At 55.3% G+C, this 14,518-nt stretch carries 14 protein-coding genes; all 14 read left to right on the top strand.

Annotated elements, in window-relative coordinates; genetic code table 11:
* Window positions 1-327 precede the first annotated feature (327 nt).
* Window positions 328-579 carry a 30S ribosomal protein S16 gene (gene rpsP / locus WEB54_RS14190; RefSeq protein WP_028669622.1) on the top strand — a complete coding sequence of 84 codons (252 nt, stop codon included), beginning with the start codon at window positions 328-330 and terminating at the stop codon, window positions 577-579.
* Between the two features lie 23 nt (window positions 580-602).
* Window positions 603-1,139 (top strand): ribosome maturation factor RimM, encoded by a 537-nt coding sequence (gene rimM, locus WEB54_RS14195; RefSeq protein WP_368056437.1) that lies wholly within the window; start codon window positions 603-605, stop codon window positions 1,137-1,139.
* 29 nt (window positions 1,140-1,168) lie between these two features.
* Window positions 1,169-1,954 carry a tRNA (guanosine(37)-N1)-methyltransferase TrmD gene (trmD, locus tag WEB54_RS14200; RefSeq protein WP_368054428.1) on the top strand — a complete coding sequence of 262 codons (786 nt, stop codon included), beginning with the start codon at window positions 1,169-1,171 and terminating at the stop codon, window positions 1,952-1,954.
* Window positions 1,954-2,325, top strand: a complete 372-nt coding sequence (rplS, locus tag WEB54_RS14205) for a 50S ribosomal protein L19 (RefSeq protein ID WP_368054427.1) — start codon at window positions 1,954-1,956, stop codon at window positions 2,323-2,325. The genes trmD and rplS overlap by 1 nt, the downstream gene beginning before the upstream one ends.
* Window positions 2,326-2,562: 237 nt before the next feature.
* Complete coding sequence (locus tag WEB54_RS14210) at window positions 2,563-3,861, top strand: homoserine dehydrogenase (protein ID WP_368054425.1); 1,299 nt, start codon at window positions 2,563-2,565, stop codon at window positions 3,859-3,861.
* A gap of 256 nt (window positions 3,862-4,117) precedes the next feature.
* Window positions 4,118-5,521, top strand: a complete 1,404-nt coding sequence (thrC, locus tag WEB54_RS14215) for a threonine synthase (RefSeq protein ID WP_368056440.1) — start codon at window positions 4,118-4,120, stop codon at window positions 5,519-5,521.
* 5 nt (window positions 5,522-5,526) lie between these two features.
* Window positions 5,527-7,257, top strand: coding sequence for a single-stranded-DNA-specific exonuclease RecJ (gene recJ / locus WEB54_RS14220; RefSeq protein ID WP_368056442.1), 1,731 nt, complete (start codon window positions 5,527-5,529; stop codon window positions 7,255-7,257).
* 331 nt (window positions 7,258-7,588) lie between these two features.
* Window positions 7,589-8,684, top strand: a protein-coding gene (gene prfB, locus WEB54_RS14225; protein WP_368053584.1) for a peptide chain release factor 2 whose coding sequence is annotated in 2 segments (ribosomal slippage) — window positions 7,589-7,660 and window positions 7,662-8,684 — 1,095 coding nt in all. Because the reading frame shifts where the segments join, the coding sequence is not laid out codon by codon here.
* A gap of 81 nt (window positions 8,685-8,765) precedes the next feature.
* A complete protein-coding gene (gene lysS / locus WEB54_RS14230; protein ID WP_368056444.1) occupies window positions 8,766-10,268 on the top strand; it encodes a lysine--tRNA ligase in 1,503 nt (500 codons plus the stop codon).
* A gap of 13 nt (window positions 10,269-10,281) precedes the next feature.
* Window positions 10,282-10,746, top strand: a complete 465-nt coding sequence (locus WEB54_RS14235) for a DNA binding protein (protein WP_368053590.1) — start codon at window positions 10,282-10,284, stop codon at window positions 10,744-10,746.
* Window positions 10,747-11,422: 676 nt separating this feature from the next.
* Complete coding sequence (locus WEB54_RS14240) at window positions 11,423-11,992, top strand: glycine zipper 2TM domain-containing protein (RefSeq protein ID WP_368053592.1); 570 nt, start codon at window positions 11,423-11,425, stop codon at window positions 11,990-11,992.
* Window positions 11,993-12,008: 16 nt separating this feature from the next.
* Window positions 12,009-12,353, top strand: coding sequence for a PepSY domain-containing protein (locus WEB54_RS14245; protein WP_368056446.1), 345 nt, complete (start codon window positions 12,009-12,011; stop codon window positions 12,351-12,353).
* Window positions 12,334-13,017: a response regulator transcription factor gene (locus tag WEB54_RS14250; RefSeq protein WP_368056448.1), complete on the top strand. Its 684-nt coding sequence runs from the start codon at window positions 12,334-12,336 to the stop codon at window positions 13,015-13,017. Before WEB54_RS14245 ends, WEB54_RS14250 begins: the two co-directional genes overlap by 20 nt.
* A complete protein-coding gene (locus WEB54_RS14255) occupies window positions 12,995-14,404 on the top strand; it encodes an ATP-binding protein (RefSeq protein WP_368053598.1) in 1,410 nt (469 codons plus the stop codon). The genes WEB54_RS14250 and WEB54_RS14255 overlap by 23 nt, the downstream gene beginning before the upstream one ends.
* Window positions 14,405-14,518: the final 114 nt, after the last annotated feature.

Raw genomic sequence — 14,518 nt, forward strand, 5'->3', positions numbered from 1 at the left:
GGCGTGAACCCGTCCATGGGGCCTAGACCGCAGCATCCATGCTGCGGACTACCCCACAGACGTACACCCGGTACCCGGCGCTGGTGTCCTAGGGCAACGTCGAAACTTGAACATCAAAGTCCGACGGACGCCTGGCGACTTGATTTACGGCGCTCAATACGTATACTTTCGCGGCCTTGAAAACCGGGGTGGGCTCGGTTTTCGGTATAACTTTGGGTTAGTGAAGAGGTGTTTCAGCGTGCTGAACCCGGTTCATGATCAGGGGTAACCCCTCTGAAGATCCAAAACGGCAGGTGATTTCAAAGCTTGCCCAGACAGGAGGACGCGATGGTAGTCATTAGACTCTCACGTGGCGGTTCTAAGAAGCGCCCGTTTTATCATATTTCCGTAGCCGACAGCCGTAATGCCCGTGACGGGCGTTTTATCGAGCGTGTTGGTTTCTTTAACCCGGTCGCCCGTGGTCAGGAAGAGCGCTTGCGCGTTTCTCTGGATCGCGTCGAATACTGGGCCAGCAAGGGTGCGCAGACTTCTGACCGTGTCGCCCAGCTGCTTAAAGAGTACCGGAAAGCCCAAGGCTGATCCGTCCAGTCAAGGGTTGATGTATGACGCCGGAAAAACCGGAAGACATGATCGTACTGGGCCGGGTTTCCTCGGTTTACGGTATTCAGGGCTGGGTGAAAATCTATTCCTATACCGAACCGATGGATCGGATTCTGGATTACGGTCACTGGTTGCTCAATATGAACGGCCGCTGGACACCGATTACCGTCGACAAGGGGCGCAGTCACGGCAAGGGCATGGTGGCACACTTTGAAGGGTGTGATGACCGTGACCAGGCCAAGCAGTACTGCGGTGCCGACATCGGGGTAACGAGTGATCAATTGCCGACGCTACCTGACGACGAGTTCTACTGGTATCAACTGGAAGGCTTGCGCGTTGTGAATGAGCAGGGTGTCGTACTGGGTAAGGTGGAACATATGATGAGTGCGGGGGCCAGCAACGATGTGTTGGTGGTCAGTGGCAGTGCCGACAGTATCGATCGTCAGCAACGCCTGATTCCGTACGTACCGGATGTATATATCAAAGACGTGGACCTTGAAGCGGGTCAGATTCGAGTTGATTGGGATCCGGAGTTTTGACAATACCGTCAGAGGATGAGCGGGCCGAGATGGCTGTTCAACCTGAGCGCAAGCAATGGTTCGGTGTGGTAAGTCTGTTCCCGGACATGTTCGAATCCTTTTTGGATCAGGGCGTGATTGGACGGGCAGCCAAGCAGGGGTTGATTGAGGTTGGGTTCTGGAACCCGCGCGATTACACCCACGACAAACACCGTACCGTGGACGACCGACCCTTCGGGGGCGGGCCTGGCATGCTGATGAAGGTGCAACCCTTGCGGGATGCGATTCAGGCAGCGAAAGCCGCCAGCGGCAATCAGGCCAGGGTGATTTTTTTGTCGCCTCAGGGCAGACGACTGGATCAGGCCGGCGTACAGAGCTTGGCGCGGTATCGGCACATGATATTTGTTTGCGGCCGCTATGAAGGCATCGACGAACGTGTGATCGAGACCGAAGTGGATGAAGAATGGTCGTTGGGTGACTTTGTGCTCAGCGGCGGTGAGTTGGCTGCCATGGCGTTTATCGATGCTATTGGACGTCAGATCCCTGGCGTACTGGGGCATGAGGCATCAGCGGTTGAAGATTCATTCACCGATGGATTGCTGGACTGTCCACATTACACACGACCTGAAGTACTGGATGGAATGAGTGTGCCGGAAGTACTGCTCAGTGGTCACCACGATAACATTCGGCGGTGGCGGCTAAAGCAGGCACTGGGGCGCACTTGGCAACGTAGATCAGACCTGTTGGCTGACCGGGAAATGACCGCAGAACAGCAGGCGCTTTTGGACGAGTATCTCAATGAGCAGAACTCGCGCAATGGATCAGGAGCGATTTGATGAGCAATGAAAATTTGATTATTCAGCAACTTGAAGCTGAACAGATGAACAAAGAAATCCCTGCCTTCGGCCCGGGTGATACCGTGGTTGTGCAGGTTAAAGTTAAAGAAGGCGAGCGTGAGCGTTTGCAGGCCTTTGAAGGTGTAGTGATTGGCAAGCGTAACCGCGGCCTGAACTCGGCTTTCACGGTTCGCAAAATCTCCAGCGGCGTCGGTGTTGAGCGGACCTTCCAGTCCTACTCACCGGTTGTGGACAGTGTGGAAGTCAAGCGTCGTGGTGACGTGCGTCAGGCCAAACTGTACTACCTGCGTGAGCGTTCAGGTAAGTCGGCGCGCATCAAGGAAAAAATCGATCACAAGCGAATACGCTGAGCGGTTACCGCTCTGTGACGATGTTTAAAAGGCAGCTTCGGCTGCCTTTTTTGTTAGCTCCGGGGTTGCTGAAACAGCCTGTTGCGAAAATATCACGGTCGCAGGGGTCAAAGTCCGCCTTTGGCGCGGGTTTCGCGTTGACACCCTGCGGCGCGCTCAGTATGTTTTGAGCTCCCTATCGTCCGGCTGGCGTATGCCCGGCCGAAGTTGGAATCCAGTCAGTTAACGAGGTCAGTTTTGAAATCAGTCAATGTGGGATTATGCGGTCTTGGCACCGTAGGCAGTGGTACTTTTAACGTCATGCAGCGCAATCTGGATGATATTGCGCGCCGTGCCGGAAAGCCCGTCAGAATTACCCACGTTGGTGCCCGTCGGGATAACCCAGCCTGCCATCTGGGCAGCGTCAAGGTATCGCGCGATATTTTCGATGTGGCGCGGGACCCGGATATTCATATCCTGGTGGAGTTAATCGGTGGCAACGATGTTGCCAAAGAATTGGTATTGGAAGCCATCAAGCATGGCAAGCATGTCGTTACTGCCAACAAATCGATGATCGCGATCCACGGCAACGAGATTTTCAAGGCCGCTGAAGCACAGGGTGTTGTGGTGACCTATGAAGCAGCGGTGGCCGGTGGTATCCCAATCATTAAGGGCATCCGAGAAGGGCTGGTCGCCAACGACATCAAATGGCTGGCTGGCATCATCAACGGTACCGGCAACTTTATCCTGACCGAAATGCAGGAAAAGGGCCGCGCCTTTGAAGAAGTATTGCTGGAAGCCCAGGCGCTGGGCTATGCCGAAGCGGATCCAACTTTCGACGTCGAGGGTATCGATGCCGCTCACAAACTGACCATTCTAGCATCCATCGCCTTTGGCATCCCGTTACAGTTCGACAAGGTGTACACCGAGGGCATTACCAAAATTACCCGGGAAGACGTTCAGTACGCTGAAGAGCTTGGGTATCGCATCAAACACCTTGGTTTTACCCGTAAAACCAATGAAGGCGTTGAGTTGCGGGTACATCCGACACTGGTGCCGTCCAAGCGTTTACTGGCGAATGTGAACGGTGTATTGAATGCGGTACTGGTTGAAGGTGATGCCGTTGGCCCGACCATGTATTACGGCCCGGGTGCTGGTTCCGAAGCGACGGCCTCGTCGGTGATTGCCGATATCGTCGACATCGCCCGCGAAATTGACAATGCCGGTAACGTCCCGCACCTCGGGTACAGTTCAGAAACCGAAAATATGCCGGTGCTACCGGTCAGCGAAATAGTAACCGCCTATTATTTGCGCATTACCGTGAAGGATGAGATTGGTCAGATGGCCAACATCGCGCGTATCATGAGCGAGAAGGGCATCAATATCGAAGCCATCATCCAGAAAGAGCCGGAAGATGAATCGGATGTCGTACCGCTGATTTTGCTGACCCACCCGGTGCGTGAACACCGGATGGACGATGCCATCAGTGCCATGCAGGCGCTGGAGTCAGTGACTAGACCCATAGTCCGTATTCGTGTTGAGCAACTGGATGGCTAATCTGGTTTTAATGTAACTAAAGTATCGGAGTTGACTGCCGGTTAGCGACGGGTGACGGGGCTGCTTTTGCGGGGGTATCTGAGGCATGGATGCCGAAGTTAAGCCTACATGGATGTATTTACGGCGCCCCCACAGGAGCAGCCCCGGCATCCGTTGCGGGTTTATGGCGATATAGCTAATTCAAACTCCGAAGTTTTGGATTGTAATACCCGCCGAGTTTGCGCCCGGCTGAACCCTTTCTGACGAGACATGATTCGTGAAATACATCAGCACACGGGGCCAGGCCCCAACCCTGGGTTTTGAAGATGTTCTATTAACCGGTTTGGCTTCTGACGGTGGTCTTTACGTGCCGGAAACGTTGCCCGAGTATACGCTGGACGAGATCCGCCAGTGGCGCGGGTTGCCCTATCATGAATTGGCCTTTCACATTATCAAGCCCTTCGTCGACGGTGCCATCGCCGACGATGAATTGGCGACCATGCTGAAAGATACCTACAGCGTCTTTGGCCACAAGGCCGTCGCACCGTTGACCCAGCTTGACCACAACGAATACGTGTTGGAGCTGTTCCAGGGGCCCACCCTGGCATTCAAGGACTTCGCGCTGCAATTGCTTGGTCGCATGCTCGACCATGTGCTGGAAAAGCGCGGCGAGAAAGTCGTCATCATGGGTGCAACCTCGGGCGATACCGGTTCAGCCGCTATCGAAGGCTGCAAGCGCTGCAGCAACATCGATATTTTTATTTTGCATCCGCACAACCGGGTGTCCGACGTTCAGCGCCGCCAGATGACCACCATCACCGGCGACAACATCTATAATCTGGCCGTCGAAGGCAACTTTGACGATTGCCAGAGCATGGTAAAAGCCAGTTTTGGTGATCAATCTTTCCTGCGCGGCGAGCGTCGCCTGGTTGCGGTAAACTCGATCAACTGGGCGCGCATCATGGCGCAGATCGTTTACTACTTTTACGCGTCATTGAACCTGGGCGGACCGGACCGGAACATGGCGTTCTCAGTGCCCACCGGAAACTTCGGTGACATCTTCGCCGGTTACCTGGCACGCAAGATGGGCCTGCCGATTAGCCAACTGATCGTCGCCACCAACCAGAACGATATCCTGCACCGGGTAATGAGCAACAACGTTTACGAAAAGCACCCGCTGGCGCACACCCTGTCGCCATCGATGGATATCGTCGTATCCAGTAATTTCGAACGCTTGCTGTTTGATCTGTACGATCGGGACGGAGTCGTGTTGGCCGATCTGATGAACAAAATGAACACCGAGACCGTGACGCTGGACGAAGCCCGCCTGGCCAAAGCTCGGAAAGTCTTCGACAGCTACGGCGTCGATGACAGTGTTACCGTAAGCACCATCAAGCAGGTCTTCGAAGAAACCGGCTACCTACTCGACCCGCACACGGCCATCGGCGTAAAAGCCGCCCGCGAAACCCGGCGCAGTGCCATCGACCCGATGATCACCCTGGGCACCGCCCATCCGGTGAAATTTGCTGATGCGGTGAAACAGGCGGGGCTTACATTGCCCGAACTGCCGCATCACCTGACCGATCTGTTCGACCGGCCAGAGCGCTATGAAGTTTTGCCAAACGAACTCGCTCGAGTTCAGGCCTATGTCGCCAACGTCGTCTTCGGCGAGGGTAACTGAGCGGCGTGGCCGCTCCCTTTCCCAACCTCCAGACCCGTCCCGTTCCTGACGGAGCCGCCGTCTCCGAGCAGCCACTGCTGGACCGGATCTACCGGTCTCGCGGTGTGTGCTCACCGCTAGAACTGGACTCGTCCCTGCAGCATTTACTGCCCTGGCAGACGATGAAGGGGATTGATTCGGCGGTAGAATTGTTAATCCGGGCGCTAGATCACCATCAGCGTATTTTGGTTATCGGCGATTACGACGTCGACGGCGCTACCAGCACCGCCCTGGTCGTTCAGATACTGCGAGCCCTGGGTGCCCAGGTGGATTACCTGCTGCCCAATCGCTTCGAATACGGCTATGGCCTTTCGGCTGCTATCGTCGAACAGGCGCTGACGATATCACCTGAACTGATCATTACCGTGGACAACGGCATCGCCAGCCTGGATGGCGTCGCGGCAGCACAGGCCGCTGGCGTTGCCGTACTCATCACCGACCATCATCTATCCGGAGCAGACCTGCCACCCGCCGAAGCCATTGTTAACCCCAACCAGCCAGGCTGCGACTTTGCCAGCAAAGCCGCCTGCGGCTGCACTGTGGCGTTTTATCTAATGATTGCCTTGCGTGCCGCGCTGCGCGACCGGGACTGGTTTGAACAACAGTCTGTGCAGTCGCCGAATCTGGCCCAGTGGCTGGATCTGGTTGCCCTGGCCACTGTCGCCGATGTGGTGCCACTTGATGCCAACAATCGCCGACTGGTAAACCAGGGCCTGGGACGCATTCGTGCCGGTCAATCCCGGCCCGGGATACAGGCTTTATTTGAAGTCGCCGGTAGAGAGTGGCAAAGAGCCCAGGCCTCCGACTTTGGTTTTGTTATAGGCCCTAGGCTGAATGCCGCAGGCCGCTTGGATGATATGGCGATCGGGGTTCGCTGCCTGCTGACCGATAACCCGGGGGAAGCGCGCCAACTGGCGGCGCAACTGGAAGATTTGAACCGGGAACGACGCGCCATAGAGCGTTCTATGGTAGTCGAAGCCCAGCAGACTCTGGAACAAATCCGCGATTCACCGCCTCGCAACGGCCATGTTCTGTACCAGGCCGACTGGCACGAAGGCGTGATCGGCATCCTGGCCTCACGCATTAAAGAGCAAACACACCGACCGGTCATCGCGCTGGCGGGCTCGGATAACGGACGCCTCAAAGGTTCAGCCCGCTCCATACCCGGTTTTCATCTGCGTGACGCACTCGACTGGATTGCCAAGCAGGAACCAGAGCTGCTGATCACCTTCGGCGGCCACGCCATGGCGGCTGGCCTGACGCTCGCAGAGGGGGATCAGGATCGACTGCAACACTGGTTTGAGCAGGCCGTTCAGACGCTCTGTGAACCAGAGGCCCTGCAGCCAACGATTATGACTGACGGAGAACTAAGCGCTAAAGAGCGCGACTTGGGCACGGCCCTAGCCCTGGAACAGGCCGGACCCTTCGGCCAGGGCTTCCCGGCACCGGTCTTTCAGGGTGAATTCTGGATTGAGCAGCAAAAAATCGTCGGTGAACGGCATTTGAAGCTGACGGTGTCTGACCGGGAAGGGCAGAGCATCGAGGCAATCGCCTTTAATATCGATATCGACATTTGGCCGACTGAACAGAAGGCTTTGGCGGGTATTTATCAATTATCCTGCAATCGATTTAGAGGGCGGGAAACCGTGCAACTGATATTTGACGCAATTAAACCGCTGGAAACATTAAACGGTTAATAAAGCGATAGTTTAAATATAGCCACTATATTTTCATGGTTATTTTGAAATTGACCAACTTAGCAAGTGCCGGCTGCCGGGTAGGCCTTTACGGGGTAGTCCGCAGGAGGGATCCTGCGGTCTAGGCCCCATGGACGGGTTTACGCCGACCCCGTAAAGGCCTACCCGGTGGCCGGAACGGACCATTGGCACTGTATTAAAATTTCCCTTTGTCATTGTTTTTTAACTGGTTTTTGGGATATCACTACCCCCGGCAAATCAATTTCGTTAAAATGCGCGCCCCGCTAAACTTCATGGGTTTGTACTATCAAGACAGGAACAGGAGCGGTACGTGGAAATTAATCCGATTAAAGAACAGATAAAAGACCTCAAAGTACGCACCGACGTACTTAGGGGGTATCTTTGACTTCGACCAGAAGATAGAGCAACTGGCAGAAGTTGAACGGGAACTGGCTGAGCCGAATGTCTGGAACGACCCGGAACGGGCGCAGGCACTGGGTCAGGAGCGCAGCTCCCTGGAAACCATTGTTAAAACACTGACCAACCTGATCGACGGTGTTCGCGATGCGGCCGATCTGCTGGAAATGGCCGACGCAGAAGACGACGAAGGTACCGTCAATGAGGTTATCGCCGACCTGAATGGCCTGGAAGCTCAGTTGGCCAAACTGGAATTTCGCCGTATGTTCAGTGGCGAAATGGACCCGGCCAATGCCTATCTCGATATCCAGGCCGGTTCCGGCGGCACCGAAGCCCAGGATTGGGCTGAAATGCTGCTGCGCATGTACTTGCGCTGGGGTGAAGTAAAAGGCTTCAAGATGGAATTGATGGAAGCGTCTGAAGGCGAAGTGGCGGGCATTAAATCGGCCACCGTACGGGTTGAAGGCGAATACGCTTTTGGCTGGTTGCGCACCGAGACCGGAGTGCATCGACTGGTGCGTAAATCGCCGTTTGACTCGGGCAACCGCCGCCATACCTCGTTTTCATCGGTATTCGTCTCGCCGGAAGTCGATGACGACATCGACATCGAAATCAACCCGGCCGACCTGCGCATCGACGTCTATCGCGCCTCGGGTGCTGGTGGTCAGCACGTGAACCGGACCGAGTCGGCCGTGCGGATTACCCACAATCCGACCGGCATCGTCACTCAATGTCAGAATGACCGTTCCCAGCACAAGAACAAAGACCAGGCCATGAAAATGCTCAAGGCCAAACTGTACGAGTTCGAGATGCAAAAACGGAACGAGGCAGCACAGGCCGTTGAGGATTCGAAATCCGACATTGGCTGGGGCAGCCAGATTCGCTCCTACGTGCTGGATGACTCCCGCATCAAGGATCTGCGTACCGGCGTTGAAACGCGCAATACCCAGGCCGTGCTGGAAGGGGGGCTCGACCCCTTTATCGAAGCCTCGCTGAAGAAAGGCCTCTAAGCCTGGCCAGTCCGGCTATAACCGGACACCGATTAATCTGCAGCCGCCGCGGGCGGCTGAGCAACACTGGACAGACTGCATATGACTGACAAGCATACCGACCAAGATGAAAACCACATCATCACCGAGCGCAAGCAAAAACTGGTAACCCTGGCTGAAAGCCGGCCACAGGCGTTCCCGAACGACTTCAAGCGCGACCAGATGGCCGGTGATCTTCAGGCTCAGTACGGGGAGCTGGAAAAAGAAGCCATTGTCGATCTGAAGGTTGAAGTCAGCGTTGCCGGTCGCGTTATGCGCCGTGGTGGCCCCTTTGTCGGTCTGCGTGACGTCAGTGGTCGTATTCAGTTTTATCTCGGTAAAGCGCTGCAAAAAGACAGCACCGACTGGCAGTTGCTGGATATCGGCGACATCGTCGGTGTACGCGGCACCCTGTCCAAATCAGGCAAGGGCGAATTGTACGTTGAAGTCACTAGCATTGATGACATGGTGCTGCTGACCAAATCACTGCGTCCGTTGCCCGACAAATTCCACGGCTTGTCTGATCAGGAAATGAAATATCGCCAGCGCTACGTGGATCTGATTACCAGTGACGAAACGCGCCGGACCTTCCAGGTTCGCGCCGGCATCATCAATGGTATTCGTCGCTACTTGTCCGATCGCGATTTTATGGAAGTGGAAACACCCATGCTGCAGGTGATTCCCGGTGGCGCCACCGCCCGGCCGTTTACCACCCACCATAACGCCATGGACATCGACATGTATCTGCGCGTGGCGCCGGAGCTTTACCTGAAGCGATTGGTCGTCGGCGGGTTTGAAAAAGTATTCGAGATCAATCGCAATTTCCGCAACGAAGGTGTCTCGACCCGTCACAACCCGGAATTCACCATGCTGGAGTGGTATCAGGCCTACGCCGATTATCATCAACTGATGGACCTGACCGAAGACATGTTGCGTACCCTGGCACGGGATGTTCTGGGCACGACAGAGCTGGTGTATCAGGGTGAGAAATTTGATCTGGGCAAGCCGTTTGAACGGGTGACCATGTTCGATGCCATCCTGAAGTACAACCCAACGCTGTCGGGTACCGATATTGAAACCCGCGAAGCCGCCGCGGGGGTAGCATCTGGCTTGGGCATTCAGGTTAAGGATAATTGGGGTCTGGGCCGCATTCAGACCGAGATTTTTGAAGAAACGGTCGAAGAAAAGTTGCGCAACCCGGTTTTCATCACCGCTTACCCGGCGGAGATATCCCCCCTGGCACGTCGCAACGACGATAACCCCGAGGTAACCGACCGTTTTGAGTTCTTCATCGGTGGTCGCGAGATCGCCAACGGCTTCTCAGAGCTGAACGATCCGATCGATCAGGCTGAACGCTTTAAAGCCCAGGTCGCCGAAAAAGACGCCGGTGACGATGAAGCCATGTTTTACGACGAAGATTACATTAACGCCCTGGAGTACGGCTTGCCACCAACGGCCGGAGAGGGCATCGGCATTGACCGGTTGGTGATGTACTTCACCGATTCACCGTCAATCAAGGACGTCATTCTCTTCCCCCATATGAAACCTCGCCAGTCAGGCGAGTGAACAGGAGCACAGCATGTTTGACCAGGATCTGGATCTGAAGATCAAAGAACACGAAGAGAAAATCGAAGAGCTTCGGCAGTTGAAAGAAGCGCAGTCCAAGCGCCAGGAAGGCTACGACCTCTACCACGAGCAGGTTCGTAACCTGTTCGATGAATATGGTATTTCCGAGTACGATATTTTTGATGTCCGTGCCAAGGCCATCGTCGACTGGTTAAAGGCTCATGGTAAGAAAGCCGACAAACCTGCCTTCTTTGAGGAGCTGCAAAGCTACTTTACGCGCCAGGGTGGCAGCAAGGGCTCACGCAAGGCAGCCAAAGCCGCCAAGTCGACTGGTCCGAAGCTGGAAATCGGTGTCTATGTGCATCCGAACACCGGCGAAAGCATCGAGAAGAAACGCCGTAATCCAAAAACACTGGATGAGTGGATCGAAGCCTTTGGTATTGAAGAAGTAGCCCAATGGCGTGAAGCCAGCAAATAAATCGTCTGGCCAGAATCAGCCGACCCTCGGGTCGGCTTTTTTATGGGAGTCTCTGAATAATAAGTCGGATCCCTGGGGAAACTATTCAGCGGGTTCATAATGTCGATTAACCTCTAAATGACTGGCAATCGACCTCGGCCATGCACAGTTAAACGACATTTGGATAATCTTTTACAAAAAGACACAATATAAGAAGTCGGGATATCTTGATGACTTTTGAAAAAGGGTTTAGGCAATATATCCCCAATCGTCATCCAGAGGTATAACCCTGATCTATGTCGAGTTCACGGCTTAATTTGAATGCGTGATTAGTTAAAAGTATGTTGTAACTTATTGAAATTTAAGAATAAAATTCAATTGATCAAAAAATGATCAATTCGATCAAGGCCCTGAGTCATGCTGCCTGGGAGCTGTTCAATTGGGGTTGTTCACAAAGATATCCACAGTTTTTGTGGACACTCAGCGCCAGCCCTTGTCGTGTCTGGTGTAAGTGTATGCAAGCCTTACAATTAAGAAGGTACACCTGCCTGGTAGAACACCGAGCTGTGGTCGCTCGCCAGGTAGGCGGCGCTGTCAGGCTGTTAACAAATTGGATTAACGAATTCAGGCATGGTTCAGCCAGAGGCAGTAAGCTGAGTACATGGCAGCATCGATTAGCAGAGAAAGGAACCCCAATATGAACAAGCACATCGGATTGGCCCTGGTGATTGGACTGGCCACCAGTGGATTGGCGGCCGCAGATCACGAGGGTGACCGATATCGCGATGACCGGCAGCAATTCTTTGCCGAGGGTCGGGTGGTGCAGGTTGAGCCTGTGTATGAAACCTACTATTACCGTGAACATAGTAATAGAGGTAACAGCGATCACCGCTATGAGATCTGCCGGACACGCGATGTTGAGGTCAGTCGCAGCCATCGCAGTGGCAACCCCGCTGCGACGCTGATTGGCGGCGCGGTGGGTGCAACGGTTGGGTCCCATAGCGGCCGGACACCTGAATCCCAGGTTTTCGGGGCCATTGCCGGGGGCATCATCGGTGGCGCTATCGGACATGAGTTGGGCGGGCGTGGCGAAACCACGGTCCGCTATCGAACCGAACGCGAATGCGAAGTTGAATACCGTCATCGGCGCAGTGATCTGGTAGGCTATGAAGTGCGCTACCGTTACAATGGTCGCGAGTTTATGACTTTTATGGATCGTCACCCCGGTCGCTACGTTGAGCTCGCTGTGGAGGTGACGCCCCGCTGATTAAAGAGGCACTTACATGTCAAGCTTCGCTGCGGCGCACCTCCGGCGCCTCGGGATAAGCGCCGTAATGCTGTGGATGCTGGCTGTTTCGGGCGTTGTACAGGCTGAAAACAACCGTCACCCCTGCACCAGCGCAACGCTGCCACTGACCACCGAGCGCCAGGTGGTGCAGTCTGCAGAGTGCCTGTTTGATGGCCGCGTCGTTAAAGTAGATCGTGTCAGTGCCGGCAGTGACTGGGCCTACCGGTTACGATTGTTATTGGATGGCGGTCGGGTTAGGACGGTAGATCTGAATCGTGAAACGGGCATGCCAATCGATCCGGCTGTGCTGGAGGAAGTCAATGAAACTCTTGATCGTTGAAGATGAAGCCGGACTGCGTGATCACCTTCACGGTGGATTCAAAAAGGAAGGGTTCGCGGTAGACACCTCGGCCGACGGTAATGACGGTTTATTTCAGGCGACCGAAAACGACTACGACGTCGCCATTATTGATCTCGGCTTGCCGGGCCTGGATGGGATTGAACTGATCCGCCAGTTGCGGGCGGCCGACAAGCAGTACCCGGTGCTGATTCTCACTGCACGTGGGCACTGGCAAGACAAGGTCGCAGGTCTGGAAGCCGGTGCCGATGACTATCTTGCCAAGCCCTTTGTGTTTGCGGAGTTGCTGGCCCGGGTAAAGGCGCTGTTGCGGCGCAGCGTAGGCATGGCGACGGCGACCCTGACGGTCGGACCGTACGAACTGGACACCGCCTCGCGCCGGGTGCGCGTAGACGGTCATGATGTTGAGCTGACCAGCTACGAATACAACACCCTCGAGTACCTGATGATGCACCGGCACAAGGTTGTCTCCAAAACCGAGTTGACCACCCATCTGTACGAACAGGATTTTGATCGCGACAGTAACGTCATTGAGGTGTTCATTCGTCGCCTGCGCAAGAAGCTTGATCCCGACAACGAGCGCAACCCCATCACCACCCAGCGCGGCATGGGTTATCGATTTAATGCGGACGCTATGGCTGATTGACCATCTGATGACGCTTTTACCGTCGCTTCGCCGTTCCTCCCAGCGTTCATTTTCATTGCGCCGTCGTTTGCTGGTGTCGGCGAGCCTCGTCTTACTGGTTTTTCTGGGCGTGACCGGCACCGCGCTGGACCGGGCCTTTGAGCAGAGCCAGATGGCGGGCCAGTCCGAGCGATTGTTCCTGCGAATTTTAACGCTATTGGCCGAATCCGAATGGCAGGCGGATGGTCTCTGGCTGCCAGCATACCTGGCCGAAGAGCGCTACAATTCGCCGGAATCCGGACTGGTCGCTCTGGTATTGGATGAGCAGCGCACTGTGATCTGGCAGAGTTTGTCGAGCCAGTGGTTTGACCAGAGCGACTGGATTACAGCGCAACCCAACATCAGCATTGGTCAGGAAGACTTTGGTTTTCGCGGCGATTATATATATGAGCGTTACGCGGTGCTGTGGGAAGCGACTGACGGCCGTGAGCAACGCTATGAGTTTTGGGTGTTGGAGACGGCAGCACCGCTGAATCAGATCATCCAAACCTTTCGTCAGCAACTCTGGGGCGGGCTTGCGGCGGTGACACTGGCGCTGCTGTTAGCGCTCTGGTTGGTAGCCCGCTGGGGCCTGCGGCCTTTGCATCAGCTGGCGCAGAATCTGCAAAAAATTCGCACCGGTGAGCAGGGGCGCCTGCAGGGGCGTTACCCCAGAGAGTTACAGCCTCTGACCGATAACCTGAACCGCCTGCTGGATGCGGAGCAGAGCCAGCGCGAACGGTACCGTACCGCCATGGCAGATCTGGCGCACAGCTTGAAAACGCCGCTGGCGGTTATCCGGACACTGGAGCCTGCCGATAGCCGTGAATTGCATGAGCAGGTTCATCGCATGGACCAGATCGTTCGCTATCAGTTGCAGCGAGCGGTTACTGAAACCCGTCAGGGGCCGGTGCTCGGCCAGCGTTGTTCGCTTAATCAGAGTCTGGATCGACTCGGACGGGCCTTGGGCAAGGCTTTTCACCATGAAGACAAGGTACTGGATTTGCCCGAGCCGGATCAGGAGTGGACCTTGGCCATGGACGTCAACGATGTGCTTGAAGTGTTCGGTAATCTGCTTGAGAACGGCTTCAAATATGCCCGTTCAGTCATCACAGTATCGGTGTCGCGCCTGGCTGAGTTCCCGGATTGCTGGGTGGTCGATATTGACGACGATGGCCCCGGCATAACGCTGGAACAACGCCATGCTGTACTTAACCGCGGTCAGCGGCTGGATACGCTTCAGCCGGGGCAGGGGATTGGTCTGAGTATGGTAACGGACATTCTCGGCAGCTATGGCGTTTCTCTGCGAATCGACGACAGCCCCCTGGGTGGCGCTCGCTTCCGGCTGGTTTTGCCAGTAGCGCCCTGAGGTGTTAACGCTCAAGTTTCGGTGTTTGCTGGGGTGACAAGCAGCGGCTGCCGGGGTTGCCTCTGTGGGGTAGTCCGCAGCAGGGATGCTGCGGCCTAGGCTCCATGGATGGAT

This window comes from Saccharospirillum sp. (assembly GCF_040881935.1).
Taxonomy (GTDB): domain Bacteria; phylum Pseudomonadota; class Gammaproteobacteria; order Pseudomonadales; family Natronospirillaceae; genus Saccharospirillum.